Annotated in this window: 18 protein-coding genes; 4 read left to right on the top strand and 14 right to left on the bottom strand. The window is 35.3% G+C overall.

The features are described 5' to 3' along the window. Positions 1–256 precede the first annotated feature (256 nt). From J1905_RS23245 to J1905_RS23235, 3 genes are all read right to left on the bottom strand, one after another. A complete protein-coding gene (locus J1905_RS23245; protein ID WP_214229585.1) occupies positions 257–664 on the bottom strand; it encodes a DUF1493 family protein in 408 nt (135 codons plus the stop codon). 19 nt (positions 665–683) lie between these two features. Continuing rightward, positions 684–1,115 (bottom strand): hypothetical protein, encoded by a 432-nt coding sequence (locus J1905_RS23240; protein ID WP_214229584.1) that lies wholly within the window; start codon positions 1,113–1,115, stop codon positions 684–686. A gap of 155 nt (positions 1,116–1,270) precedes the next feature. Then, positions 1,271–1,870 carry a hypothetical protein gene (locus J1905_RS23235; RefSeq protein WP_214229583.1) on the bottom strand — a complete coding sequence of 200 codons (600 nt, stop codon included), beginning with the start codon at positions 1,868–1,870 and terminating at the stop codon, positions 1,271–1,273. 122 nt (positions 1,871–1,992) lie between these two features. Here J1905_RS23235 and J1905_RS23230 point away from each other — a divergent pair, with 122 nt between their 5' ends. After that, positions 1,993–2,589 (top strand): CbrC family protein, encoded by a 597-nt coding sequence (locus J1905_RS23230; protein WP_214229582.1) that lies wholly within the window; start codon positions 1,993–1,995, stop codon positions 2,587–2,589. A 217-nt stretch (positions 2,590–2,806) separates the two neighbouring features. Here J1905_RS23230 and J1905_RS23225 read toward each other — a convergent pair whose 3' ends face one another. The 5 genes from J1905_RS23225 to J1905_RS23205 all read right to left on the bottom strand — a co-directional run bounded on the left by J1905_RS23225 (position 2,807) and on the right by J1905_RS23205 (position 7,875). Continuing rightward, positions 2,807–3,109, bottom strand: coding sequence for a hypothetical protein (locus tag J1905_RS23225; RefSeq protein ID WP_214229581.1), 303 nt, complete (start codon positions 3,107–3,109; stop codon positions 2,807–2,809). A gap of 244 nt (positions 3,110–3,353) precedes the next feature. Continuing rightward, on the bottom strand, positions 3,354–4,208 hold the full coding sequence (locus J1905_RS23220) for an Rpn family recombination-promoting nuclease/putative transposase (protein WP_214229580.1): 855 nt from the start codon (positions 4,206–4,208) through the stop codon (positions 3,354–3,356). A 310-nt stretch (positions 4,209–4,518) separates the two neighbouring features. Continuing rightward, positions 4,519–5,187 carry a hypothetical protein gene (locus J1905_RS23215; protein ID WP_214229579.1) on the bottom strand — a complete coding sequence of 223 codons (669 nt, stop codon included), beginning with the start codon at positions 5,185–5,187 and terminating at the stop codon, positions 4,519–4,521. 660 nt (positions 5,188–5,847) lie between these two features. Continuing rightward, positions 5,848–7,263 carry a S41 family peptidase gene (locus tag J1905_RS23210; RefSeq protein WP_214229578.1) on the bottom strand — a complete coding sequence of 472 codons (1,416 nt, stop codon included), beginning with the start codon at positions 7,261–7,263 and terminating at the stop codon, positions 5,848–5,850. 189 nt (positions 7,264–7,452) lie between these two features. Next, the gene (locus J1905_RS23205; RefSeq protein WP_214229577.1) at positions 7,453–7,875 is read right to left on the bottom strand and encodes a hypothetical protein; all 423 of its coding nucleotides are present in this window, start codon (positions 7,873–7,875) and stop codon (positions 7,453–7,455) included. 533 nt (positions 7,876–8,408) lie between these two features. Here J1905_RS23205 and J1905_RS23200 point away from each other — a divergent pair. Further along, complete coding sequence (locus J1905_RS23200; RefSeq protein ID WP_214229576.1) at positions 8,409–9,065, top strand: DUF4844 domain-containing protein; 657 nt, start codon at positions 8,409–8,411, stop codon at positions 9,063–9,065. 255 nt (positions 9,066–9,320) lie between these two features. Here J1905_RS23200 and J1905_RS23195 read toward each other — a convergent pair whose 3' ends face one another. The 4 genes from J1905_RS23195 to J1905_RS23180 form a co-directional block, all read right to left on the bottom strand. Then, on the bottom strand, positions 9,321–10,235 hold the full coding sequence (locus tag J1905_RS23195) for a leucine-rich repeat domain-containing protein (RefSeq protein WP_214229575.1): 915 nt from the start codon (positions 10,233–10,235) through the stop codon (positions 9,321–9,323). Between the two features lie 387 nt (positions 10,236–10,622). Then, positions 10,623–12,017 carry a DUF6794 domain-containing protein gene (locus J1905_RS23190; RefSeq protein ID WP_214229574.1) on the bottom strand — a complete coding sequence of 465 codons (1,395 nt, stop codon included), beginning with the start codon at positions 12,015–12,017 and terminating at the stop codon, positions 10,623–10,625. A gap of 256 nt (positions 12,018–12,273) precedes the next feature. Beyond that, positions 12,274–12,522 carry a hypothetical protein gene (locus J1905_RS23185; RefSeq protein WP_214229573.1) on the bottom strand — a complete coding sequence of 83 codons (249 nt, stop codon included), beginning with the start codon at positions 12,520–12,522 and terminating at the stop codon, positions 12,274–12,276. A gap of 118 nt (positions 12,523–12,640) precedes the next feature. Continuing rightward, entirely contained in the window at positions 12,641–13,996 is a 1,356-nt protein-coding gene (locus J1905_RS23180) for an RNA-binding domain-containing protein (RefSeq protein WP_214229572.1), read from the bottom strand. A gap of 435 nt (positions 13,997–14,431) precedes the next feature. On the opposite strand from J1905_RS23180, the gene J1905_RS23175 reads away from it, so the two are divergent. Next, positions 14,432–14,830, top strand: a complete 399-nt coding sequence (locus J1905_RS23175) for a DUF3592 domain-containing protein (RefSeq protein WP_214229571.1) — start codon at positions 14,432–14,434, stop codon at positions 14,828–14,830. Positions 14,831–14,899: 69 nt separating this feature from the next. On the opposite strand, the gene J1905_RS23170 is transcribed toward J1905_RS23175, so the two are convergent. Next, a complete protein-coding gene (locus J1905_RS23170; protein ID WP_214229570.1) occupies positions 14,900–15,487 on the bottom strand; it encodes an HI_0983 family protein in 588 nt (195 codons plus the stop codon). Between the two features lie 442 nt (positions 15,488–15,929). Further along, positions 15,930–16,343, bottom strand: a complete 414-nt coding sequence (locus J1905_RS23165; protein ID WP_214229569.1) for a hypothetical protein — start codon at positions 16,341–16,343, stop codon at positions 15,930–15,932. 212 nt (positions 16,344–16,555) lie between these two features. On the opposite strand from J1905_RS23165, the gene J1905_RS23160 reads away from it, so the two are divergent. Then, entirely contained in the window at positions 16,556–17,533 is a 978-nt protein-coding gene (locus tag J1905_RS23160; protein ID WP_214229568.1) for a virulence RhuM family protein/type II toxin-antitoxin system death-on-curing family toxin, read from the top strand. Positions 17,534–17,892 lie beyond the last annotated feature (359 nt).

Below are 17,892 nucleotides of genomic sequence, written 5' to 3'. Positions count from 1 at the left end.
ATATTCTTGTTAGTTATGCTTTAAGTATGCTACATAATTATACCCAATTACCGGTATTTTGGCATAATATTGATTTACAACACCTTACTCATTAACTCACTTCATCAGACTGCTGCGTTTCTCCACAAATTGCGGAATGCCTATACGATTTTGTACTCTTGGATTGATAGTACTAGATTAGAACATTAGGTACCTTTCATATTAGTTTGCGTAAAAAATGCAGTCGATAGAAAAAGTAATGCGGGGTTTAATTTCATTAGATAAATTGATAGATAATTACCCCTATTAGAATAATAAAAATGGACAGCGTGAAGTAATCGTTATATTCAGTTAGTGTTACTTTATGTTCTGGATAAATCACACTCCATTTACCCAAATTAGCAAAGTCAGTTAGGATCGTTGGTGTTAAAGGAATTCTTTTAACCTGTTCATTCGCCCTGGGAAACAAACTGAGACTTGTCCAGCTCCCTTCCTCTTCCGCATGAAAATACCACAAATAACTGGTCATATCAACAGAAAACTTTTCGGCAAACGCCGTCATCATTTCATCAAAATCATCGCCACTCATTCCAATATCATCGCAGACATTGGTTTGTGGATTAATTTCGTCCTCTAAAGATTGTTCTTTTAAAAAGTCAATTATATTCTCTATAGTATATTTCATATATGCCTTCTTATACTATTTATTCTTCAGTTTGATATTTTAAAAAGTTTAACGTAGCCTCTTTAGCAACTTCATTAGCCGAGGGGTGGTTTAAACAATTTCCCAACCTATTTAATAACTCATTTTTCTTCTCAATATTAGCCTCAGCATTTATAATTCTGTTAAGCATCCAAACCGTCATCTGAGTTGGTTGCCTTTCTAAAGATTGGTATAGAAATACTTCGTAATAACCTTGAAACGTTTCTAATGTATGAACAGGCTCACCCGGTGTTCCAAATTCTACATTTGGATGTCTTTCAAGTAAATAAATCAGATGTTCACAAGCTAAATATCCGTCTCCATTCACTCTTAAAAGATTTGTCAATTTATCAATTCGCTCAAGAGCTCCTAAGTCATCAAGACTTTGGATTATCAACTTGTTAATTTCAATTATAATTTCTTGAGTAGTCATAAGTATTTTACAGGATGCATAAGCTCAGTTAGAACCATTCAGAAATAACCTGCCTAGAATAAAATATATGTGGACATAGCTACAAGCGACAATGCTTGTAGACAATATTAAAGTTAGAATATTGATTCTTTTCATAATGAAAAAATATCGCTTATTTATGTACAATGTCCATCAATTAAAAACTCAAATTTGCTATCTACAATATTTGGCATCATTGATATTTCTGCCTCCTCATTTAACAGATGTAAATGGAAATTCCCATACTGACAGATATGACCAACAATATTATGCTCAGGATTAGTGAAATAGACATAAGGCAAAACAGTATTAGTTCGGGTTAACCAAGAAAGATGTTTAATAAAAGTTGGAATTATTCCTATTTCAACCCGAAAAGCTCCTTTAAACTTTTTGCCTATTTTATTATCTTTCAAATAATTCAACGCTGCTTTCGCAGGTTTATAATCGCTATTTCTATATCGCCAAGGGATATTTTCATCGCCAAGGAATACTAAATCTTTGATTCCCATGTCTTTTAGAATGTCTCTGACTTCTTTACCTAAGCGCGTTATTTTAGTTTTAAAAGATTTACCAGCGATTGTTAAAACATACGATTTATAAAATTCAGGAAAAAACTCATTGTAATCCTGTTTAGATTTTACAAAAACTCTAACAGGAAACAAGGTATACTTCTCTAAACATTCTTTTCTTTTGATTTTGGTTAACATCATTCTGATCTCATCAATATAAGTAGTCATAAATCAAATTTATCGAAAATTAACTCAGCATTGTTACTTACGCATCGTAGGGCGGGCTTGAAAGATATAGTTACTGATTAAGGTAATAACCTAAAACATCTTTTTATCTTTAATTTCATAAAATGATTCCCATGATCTTCAAATATTTTAAAGGACCAATTGATGAAATGAGCCACCTAGTGATCGAACATTCAGTTTGCTCTATTTGTGGAAAAACAGATCATTGCTTTGAATTGGATTACACAATTACCAATATATTTAGCGACGATGAAAAAGATGGAAAGTTTGGATGTTATTCCTGTCTAAAGGAAGGTAGGTTTGAATTTTGGCACGACACTGAATTTGGCATGCTTGATGAAGAAGGCTTAAGCAAGGTTTATAAACACAATATAGAGAACCCGCCTTTTATTCCTATTGAAAAGTTAGTAGAATTAAGAAGAACTCCGAAAATTATAACTTGGCAACAAGAATTGTGGCTTACACATTGTGATGACTTTATGGTTTACAAAGGAACTTGGGAGCCTAAAGATTTTTATTCAAATAGTAATGATGGAGATGGGAAAGCCCTTTTTATGAACATGACAGATAAAGAACTAAACCACTTGTGGGATGATAGCTTACCCGAAAACGAAACGTTACTAAAAGAATGGTATCCAACTTACTATGTATTCGAATGCAGTCATTGTGGTAAAAAGCGTGGTAATTGGGATTGTGACTAGTATTCAATCGTACTGAAATAAAAAAACCTTCAGATTTTCATCTAAAGGCTTTTCAATAATCTTTCCCATGTTATTCCCAAGATGGGAAGAGGTTCTGTCGTCCCGACGAGAATCGAACTCATAGCTTAGCTTTATTGTTATGATTAATACACTCGCTAACTCTATATTCATATTTGACAATGGAACGTAATCTTATGGGCAAGGTGTGGACATTCAGCTACATTGAATATATCGTTTGCAGAAACGTGCCATAGTAGCCAATGTTACGCATCCCTTGATTAGATTTGACACCAAGTCCATACATTTCTTCTTTCTCGTCATAAAAGATATAATAACTATCTCCTTTCGCACTGTCTTTTAACACAGTCCAGAGTTCGACTTCTTCATCATTATCCAATAGGTAAGTTTGCCTAACGGGTGTAATTAAGCACTCCCCTAAGTTAAGGCCAAACACATTGGTTAAATCCGGTTCTTCCCTAAGTTCTTGCTTGATTAACTCATTTACTTGAATACTCGTCATACCGTTTTACATTTCAATCGTTTATAACCTTAGTATCTTTAAGATGCACCAGTTTTAGAAAATTTGACGCGCCCTATTCTAGCATCTCCTATCAAACCATCTCCTTTACATTCAATGTACATTATTCTAGTAAGTTCCATTCGGTTTAATACGGGGAATGCTTTACAGTTTTTTGGAGGGTTATTAGGTATGGAAGCTTTTTAAATGTTCCATTTTTTTCGGCCATTATGCGAAGATTATATGGCTAAGGAAGTTTCTCAATTTCCTCAGGCGACAGGTGTGTATATTTTGCAATTAGCTCAGTAGACATACCATCTGCTTTCATTTCTGCGGCAATCTCCCTGGAGTTTTCATACTTACCCTTCTCTTCGCGGAAAGCAAAAGCAGCCTCATTGTCCCATTTACGTTTTAAATCCTCGTCGTACATCTTTTGTTCCTGCATGCTCATTTTTGAATATTCTGCTATGCTAAATAACCTTTCAAAAATAGTTTTCTTCAAATGTGGAGGAAGCTCATCCATTTCATCCATATGCTTCAGCGAATAAAGCCACGTATCCAACTGCGTCTCACATTCCTGTCCGGTCTTTACAAAGTTACTCAAATCAATATAAGTGTAGCCCAATCCATCGTAAAATATTTCGCCAGTATCTCTGTAACAAAGACATACATCATGAAAATATCGATTATCGGCTGAGTTCTTTTCAATTGGCTTTTCAAGTATCGCAACAAAATAAACCTCAGTAATATCATAAAGCCAGCTTTTGAGCTTACCCTTTGGCGCCTGCCCGCTGATCAGACGGGAAGTATAATAAATTCCTCTTTTTTTAAAGTTGATAGGATCGCTGTGCTGTACCTCAATAATGAACTTTTCTCCCCGATCACCCGTACAGAGCAAATCAAATACAGCCGCCGCTTCTTCTCTGTTCTCACCCTGATGTTCGTTTTTATTATAAACAAGATCAACGATCGTTTTTCTGCCTTTAAAAATCTCATTCAAAAACGCGATTAAGAGATCTTTATTCGGGCTGGAACCGAAGATCTTTTTAAAACTAAAATCGAGAAGAGGAGTAATATACTTGCTGTGTTTTCGCTCAGGCATATAAAAGACAGTTTTTTTATGCCGCAAGTATACAAAGCCAGGGTTCAATTAGTCGGTGATTATCCGGTTAATTGTGTTCAAGCTTTAGCAGTAGGGATCAAGTACCAGAGCATGAGATACTATGTCTTATAACACGTGTTATAGGTAACTTAAATCTCTATTATTTCAACAAATTTTGATTTCCTAAAAGTATTAATTTAAAGCAAATATAATATTTAGGAATAACGATGCGTGTTGTAATAGACGGCTTAATAAGGGTTTCACCTTACAACACTTACCAAATCAAAAGCAGAACTTTTATAAAAGTTAACTATTTGAACGTCCATGAATATTTTGTTAGGTCAACGTATTTGTTGATATCAACACCATCATTATAAAAATAATAAAGATACGCCTCACCTTCGGTTTTCATTAGCATAAAAAGAACCTTTAATTTGTGATATTTCCCTAAATAGGGTGTTTCAAGAGGAATATCAAGCATCCCTGCACAGTCCGAACCATATTTTTTCAATTCACGTCCTTTATAAATTTCCATTTTTGAGGAATCCAAAACGTCGCTGCGTTCTATTTTGGTCACTATACCATTTTTTTCTTCAAACCATGGGCGAGTGTCCAAAAGGTAGTTCAGTTTACGCGCAAAACTTCTACTTACATAACCATTTAAAATACTATCCAGAGGTGTATTCTCTAAATCGTGCAGGGCAAAAACGACGCGCAGATCATCATTATATTTAGGTTTGACTTGATAGAACATACCATCTAAACCGCCTGCATATTGATGCGGCGTATACGGACTAAATTTGATTTCCACTTCGACCATTCCTTTGGGAAACTTAAATTTCATATTCAAACGTTTGGTAAAAAAAACAAATCTATTGTATAATTCTTGCGGACCGCGAGGATCATCTATAAATTGACCAAACGAAGTTGAAAAAATGAATAAAGAAAAAAAGCTAAAGACAATAGATTTGTAATTCATGATCGTGAGCATTATGAGCTGGTCAAAAATTTTTGACCAGCTTAAATATAGCTTTTTCCCAAGTAATTACCAGCTTTGATCTTTCTTTTTAACGCCGACGATTGATTCGGGATCAATACCTAATTGCATCGGAGTCTTTGTCTCTTCTTTGCCTGTAATGGAATCTTTTGTCTTGAGACTGATGGTGGTAATGTGATTAAAATTTGTTTTCAACAATTTCAATAGCTCTTTGTGACTGCATTGCTTACCTGCAGTTGTCTATGTAATTCTTAGGATATCTATCAAACCAAAATACGCTCATTTTCTATGATAAGGTGGCGTTGTAAGCTCATACAAGACCAACCATATTCCAGCTATCACAAAACCCAGAGAGCCAACAAAAAGAAGAGCAATTTTTATTTTGCTTAATGGAATTTCTATTTGTTTCGAGGGCATTAACATGCTGTAAATATAGATGAAAATCTCAAAAGTAAAGTTCGTATGTCAATCGCCCTAATGAGGTGTTATTGTAGCTAATTACCCTGCAAAAAGCTTTGCAAAAAATAAGTAATCAGCATGATTGCGGGGAAAATTATAAAATAAAGTAGCCCCGCCCGGAAAGCTAAAAAATGATACTTTTAAAGGACATCCCGGGAATCTTAAAATAGCAAATCAAATAACCTACTTCCGCCAGTACTTCATCACAAAACCAATCCAATCCTGTTCAGAAGCAGGTATAGCTACATCCGGTTTGAATCCAACGTTATCAATGCGATAACCAAATCTATTGATCCAGCCGTTTCTACCCCAGGGTACACTAATCACATACTGACCACAAGACAAGTTGATACTTTGGGCCTCACCATAATCCATAACGCCGGCCGTTGGCTCACCAAAGAGCATAACCTTCTTGCTCTGCTTACCTTCAAATGTAAAAAACTCGGCACTGCTTCCGGAGCCCCTGTTAATCAAAAAGGCAATCCGTTGAGGATGATGTGGAATTGAATCTATCGTTCTAACTATACTATCCCCAGTACTCACCAATTGTCCCTGATTCATGGTTAGGTTAGTAAGTAACTGTTGCTGCGATTTCAACATATGGTATGGATCATTCTTTGATAATTCCGAAACAAAGGCCTGTTTGGCTGCGATCATATATGCGGAGGATCGATATTGCCAGGCAGGATAAATAATCGGATTTGTATAAATCAGACGAATCATTTCCTCCGAAGAAGAACCATTGCCTCCAGGATTTCCCCTCAGGTCGATGATCAGGTTCCTGGATTTCTGAATGATGGAACTGTTCGCACGAATCAAGCTATCCAGTTTCGCAACATCTTCCTGATTAAACTTCCCTAACTTAAGATACGAAGATTCGCTGTCAATGACCTTGAATGACACCGCTGAGGTATTTTCAGGTTGAATCTTAATAGGCTTGCCTTCTGCATCATTGCGATACCATGAAGGGCCAAACCAATGGTCCAACCGATTATTAGTTAACGTAAAACCATTTAAAACTCCATTAAAGTTATTTTGATAATACATACCACTATACAGTTTTTCGCGAGGGTTATAATCGTAAAACTCGACTTTAACCATCCCGGGCTTCCAACTGGTATCACTACTTTTTATCGTAACTGCGAGGTATTTATTTTCACCTGAAGGATCTTTAACTATTGCAAATTGCTGTTTTTGGTCGGCAGTCGACCAAAATCCTTGTAGCATATTACCCCTACCTTCTAGTTTCTTTTGAATATCCAGGAGAGAAATCTTCATGATTTCGGCTGCAGAAGATTTAATGCCAAACCATACACCTACATGCCCGTCTTTAAACCATTCTGTATAACCTTTAATGATTTCATAGCATTTCCGCGGATTGGTTACATCAATTGCCTTCCGCGAAAGCTGGTTAACCAACCGATCGTATTCCCTATTGGTTTTTGATGTTACTTTATCTGTGAAACCGGCATAAACCGTAGAAACATTTTTAACAGTCTCGTTCAAAAGCAATGAGCAATTGCATTGGTTTTGCTGAGCTACTGCAACACTCGATAAAAAGACTAATAAAAGTAAAAACAAGAGCGTTGAATTTTTCATACATCTATATAGGTTTTGTATTAGATGCAGGTTGAAGACAAGTGTTACAGAGTCATTTAAGTGTTCAAATTTGGCATCAGACCGATTGACATCCAAGCATAGACTCCTTTAGGAGCAAATTTTATGGATGATTTGCATAATGCAGCGGGCTTAGAGGACAATTTGGTATAATTTTAAATTGCCGATTCCTCAAGTCAATCCCCGCAATATTTGCAGTCTATTATCAGGAGCACTTGGAGAGAAAAAGTCTGGAATGGTGTTTGGGTTTCTTTTCGGACGGCTAAGAAACTCAACTGGCCATTCCGTTATTCTATGTTCTTTAACATGAATATAATTGCCAGGCTCTGGCTCGTCTATATATTCTTTTTGCAAAATAAGAGCCAATGGTTCTTCTGAACCCGCATTTTCTCTTGAAAATTCAATGGCATCTTCATAGTTGTTAAAAGCATAATAATAATCGTCTCCTTCATAAATGTCAGGAGCTCCATCAAGTGGGTGACACCAAACCCGATATTCCAATACTTCGTCCCAAACATATCCTCCACCTGATTTTCCAAATGCAGGATATGAACCAACTAAGTCTTTATTTTTAACTCCGGGATACTTTGTCATTTGTCTCTTGATTAGGTTACGACTACTTTTCTAAAGTAAAAATTAAATAAAGCCTCAGACTTTCATCTAAAGACTTTTGTTTTAAATATTATATCAAACTCGTCAGCCATACCCCACAAGAAGCTTTTATTGTTGCATTTTGGACAAACATGTAGAGACATATTGATTATTATTTGAAATATAAAGATAAGGCATTTAAAGAAAAATCCTTTAGATGGAAATCTGAAGACTTTTCAATTTTATTCCCATGCTTGGCATACGGTGGGTCATTTGTGGTCCAGACGACAGAAAAAACAGGTCGTATCTGATCACTCTCATTCAAATAACCTTTCCTTTTATTTACCCGCCTTTGAATAAAAATTATTGAATCAGAGAATACACCACTAACACAAAAAAGTGAGAAAAACCCGCAAAAAGGCCTAATTTTACTAATCAACAATCCAAGATAAAGTTCCAGGCTAGACGTTATAAATTCTCACACCTGCGGCAATAAATGATTGTTGCCCACGACCCACTGACACAAAACAATAAAGATGACTGACGAGCAAAAAATAGATAAACTTGTAGACTTCAAACAGCGAAATAAATTCTCAATCCAAGTATGGAATGAAAGAGGATTAAACCCTTCAAGTGATGAATTATGTCAACAACTTACTTTGTTTTTTAATAGCTCTTCAGACAACCTAATAAGCGGAATAAAAAGTAAAAAATCTGTACAGCAACTAAAGAGTATGCTTAAATCAGAACTTTCAAGTCTAAATAAGTTGGATTATGATACTGAGGAGAAAGAATTTATTTGTGACCTATTCAACGAGTTAGCAACTATTATTGAAATTGATTTTAATAGCAACCTCAACAAATGGTTATATGGTTCTGTATTGACGACTTTAATGAAAATTCAAAACTTCATAAAACCTGTAAAAATTGTTGAGACACTAAAACATTCATGTACAAAATGCAGTACAGTACTGGAAACTCAAATTTTGAGTAAGGAGAGTGGAATACCTGAAACATGTTGGCCCATAGTAAAGTGCAATAGTTGCGGAGAACTTAACATGCTTTCCTTAGGACCAAACGTAAAAGAAACAAGATTTGTAAACTACAAATGGGTTGACTCCTTGCACATGAAAGAGTACACTTATGAACAAGCGCTGACAAGACTTGAACAAATTAAATTCTTTCGTAAATAGCTAACTAACCTTCTAAAATAGAGATCAGATCTCCGTTAATATAAAAAACTTCTTTTATTCTCTGTAGCCGTTGATGCTTTCGCCTCCTGCAATATTAACTATTCATGTTCATATTCTTATAAAAATTGGACACGTTACACCTATGTGTCCAATTTTTAATGTGCAATTCTCTATATGTCCAGATTTTGAAATAAATAAAGCCTCCAGATATTTGTCTAAAGGCTTTCTCTTAAAATCATTTATATGATATTCATTTTAGTCAAAATGAATAATACAATTAGGCAAAAGGTTTTTAATTTTTGCCTTTTCTTTTTCACTTAATTTATTCCTTTCAATATGGAGTTCTTGTAATTGTTGCAAGTTTACTATCGTGGATGGCAGGGCCTTAAGTTGATTGTTGCCAAGTTCTAAATACAACAACTTTTTAAGACTTCCGATTTCTATAGGCAGTTCTTTTAACTTATTAAAATTTATAATTAATATTCGAAGATCCTTTAGGTTTCCAATCTCTGGACCAACAGCTTCCATTCCATTTGAACTCATGGATAGCTCTTGTAGCTGTTGTAGCTCTGAAATTACCACAGGAAAGGCCTTAAATTGATTTCCGCCAATATTAATCGATAACACATTTTTTAGTTTAGCAAAAGACTTTGGCAAAGATGTTTGAGCCTGATCATCGATATCAAAAGCTACAACTTTATCGGGATTTTTTACGGCCAATTGAATGTTATGATATTCTGGAAGAGCCCTAAATTTTCTAATATAACTCCAATAAGATTTTGAATCATCTAGTATTGTAAGTGAAAAAGGATAAGACTTTTCATTTTTATTGTTAGTCCAAATGCCATTAATAGTCCTTTTATCTGGTAGCTTTTTACCTATAAAACACCCTGTAACATCATTTTTTTCATCTCGTTCATACAAGATAAAAGAACCGTCTTTGTTAATTTTTCCTGTCAGTGTTAGTGTACCGAAACTAGATTTATAAAAATACGAACCTACTATTGTTGAATCTAGAAGTACTAAATAATTGAGTTTAATAGGCAGTTTCTTAATTTCAGATAATTTAATATATCCTTCACAAACATAGGTTGGTCGAAAACGATTAGCCTGCGCATTTAACCTGTGGCAAAAAAACATGATAAAAAGAAAAAATAAGATGCGTTTCATACCTTAAAAATAAGGTATTAATAGAAAGATCAGCGCTTTAGTAGAAAATAAAAAAGCCTTCAGAATTTATCTAAAGGCTTACCCGTTTTGTGGTCCCGACGATACAGAACTCGAACTCTTTTATTGAAGATTTGCAATGTGCTGCTGCTTTAGAGGATGACTCATATAACTCTCTGCCATCTGGTTAACAGGTTATAATAATACTTACCAATGCGAAGCCAGTAAAATCAGTGGCTTCGCTATATGCCGTGAGCCTCAAGGAGCCAGTAGTGAACCGTGACCATAAGAAAACTATAAGACTGGAGGGCCAATCTTTCTTTTTTGACTCCCAGTGTAAGGTTAAAAAAGGTTGGTAATCTCAACGCGCTATGTTCCAACATTTACTGATCAGTCAGCAGGATATTTTGCCTCGAACTCTTTGTAGATCTCCTTATTACCCTTAAACCAATAATAATAGTAGCGTAGAATCTCATTAGACATGGAATCTGGGTCTCTAAATCCGCGCTGCGTCATGTAAGCTGACAACCTCGAACCGCTCCAAAGCCCCCAGTTATTTCTCATCCACATACCCATTCCAAAATGGTAAAGCCCCATTTCCCCGGCTGACTTTAGGGCGTTTAGTTTCAAAACCACTTCCGGTTCTAGCTTTTTGTCCAGCTCTATAAAACAGGCCCTGATGTTCGGCGGAATGTACACGTGATTGATGGAATCCAAAGTCAGTCTGCGTTTAAGCTCCTGTTTTTTAGCGATAATCTCCTTTTCAGCCGCCTCATTAAGAGGTCTTCCGAATGCACCAAAGAAATAGAAGTATTGTTTCTCTAACTTTGGTGAAATCATTCCCGCCTCAAACTTGGTTGTCTGAAAGAATTTTTCAATCCGCTTTTTGTCTAGTGAATCCGACGAGAACTCATCTATTGTAAACACGCCATCCCGGCCCAAATATCCCTTGAGCCCGACTTTGTAGAATTTATATTTATTCAAGTCAGGATCATCAAGATTTATAAACGGTACTCCCAGCAATTTTTCCAGCGTATCTGAAACTTTAGTCGATTTGCCTTTCACTTTAAAATCATTGATATGTTTACTAGACATTAGTGCATAATCAAAGTCGGGGTCTGTTCGCTTATAATTTTTTATCCGGCTATAGATGCTGTCGAAAGGGACCTTTTCAATAATCCGGACACGACGTAAATCAAAAACCGTCACCATTTTCTGAGGATCCGTAGAGTAGATCGTATCACTGTGGCTAAGCACCGAATTTTTATACAGGAATAACTCCTGTTCGCTGACATCTTTTTTGTAAAACCAACGAAAACCACTATCGGGTACCGCAACATAATCCATAATCTTATCGCTATTGGCATAAAAAAGCTTTGAATTATCGAGTATTGTGTCGCAGCTGCTGTATTCTTTCAGGGTATACGACTTTAAGAACTTCCCGTTTTTATAAATAACCACATTTTCGTAAGCGGGGTATGGGTATGTAATTTGAGATAGATAAGCAACAGTCGAGCCATCGTTTGAAATCGTTAGAAAAGCATTTTCTATATCATTATTTTTGGCGAATAAAGGAAAAGAACGCCCAATCTTGTACAATACCTTACTGCCACTATAAACCGTGGACAAACCTTTAAGTCTGTACATGCCCAAGCCGTAGGAAACAGAACTAATTGAAAATTTTCCATTTTGTGAATGGGTAACCGTAATTGGCAGGTGAAGTTGTGCAAAAACCGACTGGTAAAAAATAAAAAAGATAAAACCGAAAAAAACAACTTTTTTCATGAGCACGCGATTTTCCTGAAATTAATCATTTTTCTTTAAAAAATTTACAATTATGACTTTTATGGAAGATAAGAACATGATGCACACCTTGAGGTTACTGAACGTTTACGGAAGAGATAGTAATAGAATCTTTTGTCTTGAGAGTGTACCGGGAGTCGTAAATACTAGTAATACTAAACGCTGGAAAAGAATGTCATTCAAAGCAAATTAGCATCAAGTATTCCAAAGAGAAACAACTATCTTACTAAACGAAACTTTACGATAATATCCAATTTCCTACTTCTTCGAATAAGTCCGGATCCATGGATGAACATTTTACTTCAACATCATCCATAATGGAATGATTATATATCCTGCCTCTTGAGGTATAAGTAAACTTAATTATTATTCCTGGGTAACTTTTGTAACCGCTCATGTATTGAACTGATGTAACTATGGCATTAGCGTTTGTACCATAGATCTTAAGCTGATTATCAGCGTAGTAATTGTGAAGAATATTAAGCAATAGAAGTGTAGATCCTGCTAAAAGGACGAAGGTTAAGCCTTTGACTAAGTAGTTCCGAGAAAACCATCTGGTAATCAAATATGAAAATCAAAATATTTTTTTTTCCATAGCATTTAGATTATAATACTTCCCAGTGGCCACCTTTCGCGGGACCCACCCGAAGGATAAAGCCATTTTCCTGAAGATACTTCGTGTTATTTTGAACTGCCGTATCAGAAACTCCGAACATCCTTGCTAATTCTGTTTGGCTAATTTTACTATTTTCACGCATTGCCTCAATAATCAGCTGTTGAGTTTTGGATAATTTTTCACCCAACTTTTCACCCAACTTTTCACCCAACTTTTCACCCAATTCACTATTAGTCATCTCTTCAGAATTGGAGTATACCGTTACCCTAAACCCGCCCTGAAACTCCTCAAAAAATGGCGGCTTCAATCCATAAATTGTAAAGCCCTGTTGAATGCGTTTAATTCCAGAACCATACCGCTCAATTAACTGCGCTTCTTTGAAAGTTGAAGCAACCTTAACATTTCTGATTCGAGATATATAATTTCCGTTTACAAGCTGATCAATAGAAATTCCCTCTGGCAGTTTACCTGGATTCCAAAATTCAATCCGCTCATTATATATTTTTATTAAAGAAGCATCAGGACTCGTATAATTCCTATGCACAATCATATTGATCACAATCTCACGCAAAGACTGCATAGGATACTGCCAGCGTTCCTCACGCTGTGGGTTTCCCGTAATGATATATTCTTTATTAATATGTTTTCTAATAAAACCCAAAACCTCCTCAACCTCAGAAAACAAATCTGAGCGTAAAGTAAGGCCATCCTTTATGCTGATCGGATCAGAAAATCTACCCAATTCAATTGTCGCAGCAAAAACATCCCGCCTGGAAAACAATAAGAAACAAGCATTCAATATTCCACCACCAGCTTCAATCAGCTCAAATTTGTTTAGGGCTGTGACCGCATCATCCTCAATAACAATGCTCCTACCCCGATTGCATTTATCAATAAAATCCTGTACTTTATCTAAAGAAATATCATCCATACTATATTTGGGATTCACATAACTGTCCCAACTTGCATTAATCGCCTTTAAATGCAATTCAGAAATTTCATTGATAGATAACAGATGATTTGAATTTTTAATTCGTTTAAAATACCTTCCTTTAAAGGAAACAGGCTTAATTGGAAATTCCCGAACCGATAATTCACCAACATCCGCCCCACCAATATTAACAATCTCAACATCCGGAATAATACTCGGAGAAGTCTTATTTTTCACCTCATTCACCCAATTCTGCAAACTTTCAGCTCCAATAGAAAAACCCCTTACAGGATCACCTTTATCATCAACACCTATAAGTACTTTACCTCCATTTGCGTTAGCAAAAGCAACCAGACTTTCAACAACCTTATCTGAAAAACTACTTTTAAATTCCGTATAACCGTCTTCCTGCATATTTATTAATTGGCTAAACAAATTTGCGTTTTAAATCCTCGTCGTATATCTTTTGTTCCTGCTTGCTCATTTTTGAATATTCTGCTATGCTAAATAACCTCTCAAAAATAGTTTTCTTCAAATGCGGCTGTGTTTTCGCTCAGGCATATAAAAGACATTTTTTTTTATGCCGCAAGTATACAAACCCAAAGTTTAATTCGGCGATAATTATCCGGTTAATTGTGTTCAAGCTTTAGCAGTAGGGATCAAGTACCAGAGCACGAGATACAAAGGTGTAAGAAACAAGTGCTCCACCGCATAATTGCCAATTGTCAATTACCTTTTAGTGTAAATAAGATTGACAGGCCCGTTGTGACCATTCTCGAGCGCCATTTAAAGACCCAACCACGGATTTTCTAGTGAAATCAATATCTTTAAAGAACTAAATTAACCAGTATGGAATATGAAAGTCTTTTCGTTGGGCTGATCGGAATAATTTTTTTAATAATATATCTGTTACAAAAAGATAAACTTAAATTATATCGAAAGATAGGGATAAAAACTCAGGGCAGAGTTACAGATCTAATCGTTGAAGGAAGAAATCGCAATTACCATCCAGTAGTCAGATTCACCTTAGCAGATGGCTATCATGTAAATCATAAAAGTTCATTTGGAAGCAGACCATCACTATTTAAAGAAGGTGAAACCGTTGAGTTGCTGTATCTCCCTGAAAAACCCGAGGATTTTATAATTATCAGCAAAAATTCGGAAAAATTACATATTGTGTTTATGGTGATTGGACTTCTCGCTTTGGGATATTTTCTGTTCAATTTGATCAAAGATTATGTCTTATAACACGTGTTATAGGCAACTTAAATCTCTATTATCTCAACAAATCCTAAAGTTGTTGCCGCTTCATAGCCATTAAAGTATTTTGACCGTAGGTACTTCGGTCGAAATCATCTGATTCAAATGGTTAACCCTTTCCTCTCCAAGAGATTTTAGAAATGGAGTAATACCATCAGCATAAGCTCTTTTGGAATAAGCAAAAACAATTATTGCTTTTTTACCACCTTCAATGTTTATTTGTTTGTAGCGGTACACGTTGAATTCGGAGACAGTCATTTTGTTGTCTTTGCTTTCGCCCATTAAGAAATCCAGTATAACCTCTTTCCCATCCGGACTCTCATTGATTTCATAATTGCACAGGGCATCTGTTTCCTTACGTTTTGTCAACTCTTTTGTCTTTTGTGCAATTGCATCTTTTAGCTCAACATCCGTAACAAATAAATTAATCGTGAGCATCTGATTAAAATTCGCTAGCTTTTCACCTTCAGGTAAATATTCCTGAACGTAATAATGATCCTGTGGATGATCCGTCCACGCAAGTACGAAGCTAGTGCTGCCAAATTTAAGCGGGCCTTTTACAGTTAACCTATCTTTTGGATCCTCTTTTACCGTTGTAAATGAGAGAAATAGTATTGAGTAAAACAGTAATAGAGTTTTTTGCATATTTGATTTCCTAAAAGTATTAATTTAAAGCAAATATAATATTTAGGAATAACGATGCATGTTGTAATGGACATTGCGGGTAAATAATATTAACTGAAATTAAATGAAAACTTTACTTAGTGCAATCGTCGGATTGGTAACAATTTATCTCGTTTTCTGCTTACTCTTCCTGATTTTGGCGCACGGAAGTGGACATCGTATTCCTTCTAAAACAAATCTAACAGCGGGGTTAAATATACTTGTTAGTATCATAGTGATAGTAGGACTGACTCTATACCTAAGGAAGAATAAAACAAACTAACATAAAGCTTTGGTCTCATCCGCCTATAGGTTGACAGTTGGGCTTGTCCGCTTTTTAGTTTACACTTTTGGAGGTTGGTAAAACGTTAACAATTGTAACCCTGATATGAGTAGAACACCTTACGGTGACTTTAGCATTTAATCACTCTTCAAAATATACTCTGTTGTGCGTCAGATCTTCAAAAACTGATTCTATAATTCCATAAAAAAACAGCTCATTTGCATGAGTTACTATATACCCAAACTCATGTAAAGGCAATACTTTCACTGGCACGGGTTTTATTATTCTTTTATTTATTATAAAACTATCCAGATAATTAGTCGGTTCTTGTCTGAATAGCCCTAATTTATTTTTGTATTTGTCCAGGGCAAGTCTAACATTAGAATGTTTTACATCAAACTTCACAATAGAATCATCAAAGAGCTTATATTCTCGGTGATCAGCACGACCTTTGAATAGAACATATACAGCTTTTATTTCATTTGGTTTTATCACTTTATAAGTCTTACATCCCAATAGAAGCATAAGAAGGAATATTGGCAATAAATATCTCATCGTCTAGTTAAATATAGTATATTTCCAGTGCTAAGATAATCGCTCAATTCAGTAATTAACAACAAATCGTTCAATCCCGCAGCCATATTGAAAGTTACTTCATGGAGGAAATTGGACGTGTGGCCGAATGTGAAGTCATAGAATCATTTTGAACCATAAGCTTGTGTTTTATTGATCATTTATATATATGTTCGTCTATATCAGATCAAATTATGACGACTAAAGATCAAATAACGATTTACCAAACCAAAGACGGAACTACTTCTATTGAAGTCAAGCTAGAAAATGATACCATTTGGTTAAACCAAGCACAAATAACAAGCTTGTTTAAAAGGGATAGAACTGTAATCACTAAGCACATTAACAATATCTTCAAGGAAAAAGAGCTAGTGGAAAAAAGCAATGTGCAAAAAATGCACATTGCTAATGCAGATAGACCGGTAGCCTTCTATAGCTTGGATGTAATAATTTCAGTTGGTTATCGGATAAAATCATTAGAAGGCACTCAATTCCGTATTTGGGCAAATAAAATCCTAAAAGAATACCTAGTAAAAGGTTATTCTTTAAATGAATCACGATTAAGGGAACAAAACGAGCAACTAAATTCTTTAAAGAATACCGTAAGTTTATTAACCAATGTACTGGAAAATAAGGAACTAAATTCTGATGAAGCTACAGGCTTATTAAAAGTGGTCTCCGATTATGCATATGCACTTGATATCCTTGACAAATATGATCATCAGCAGCTAACAATTGAAGGAACAACTGACCAAGAACTATTCGCTATAAATTATGAAGAGGCGATACAAGCTATATACGATCTCAAAGATAAATTCGGAGGCAGCTCATTATTTGGAAACGAAAAAGATCAATCTTTCAAAAGTTCCATTTCAACCATATATCAAACATTTGATGGTGTTGATTTATATCCTAGTGTAGAAGAAAAAGCCGCTAGCCTTTTATACTTTGTCGTTAAAAACCATTCTTTTACCGATGGCAATAAACGAATAGCCGCCTATCTTTTTGTTTGGTTTTTAGAGAAAAATAGCATTCTTTATAGAGCTGATGGTTATAAACGCATTGCAGATAATGCATTGGTGGCGTTAACTTTAATGATCGCAGAAAGTAAATCGGATGAAAAAGAGATGATGGTAAAAGTAGTAGTAAACCTAATCAACATTAAAAATTAAATAAAAATGCCTCTACCTTTTTCCTTACGAACCTCCGAGTAGCTATACTTTTTTTTATAAAAAAAGGCTACTTAAATTAAGCAGCCTTTTCAATCATCAACCAGCCCTTTTTAATCACTAAGGGAATTCTGTTGTGATTATATTTTATCAGAACTATTCAGGGGTTCTGACTAAGATGAAATGTTATTGTACTATTTTACCGTCTTTGTCGATTTTCAAAGATGATGTTTCCTCACCTTTTTTAACATCTACTTGATAGAAGGTTGATTTATCTGCTTTTGTTACAAGAAATGCAGCAGTTGGAGTCCATTCTTTAAATGGATCTGTTTGCAAAGTTTTTTGCACTGGTTCTGGAAGAT

The sequence above is a fragment of the Pedobacter sp. B4-66 genome (assembly GCF_018492665.1).
In the GTDB taxonomy this organism is placed as follows: domain Bacteria; phylum Bacteroidota; class Bacteroidia; order Sphingobacteriales; family Sphingobacteriaceae; genus Pedobacter.
Note: the sequence above shows the minus strand (reverse complement) of the source record. Positions and strands in the feature narration are given on the sequence as shown.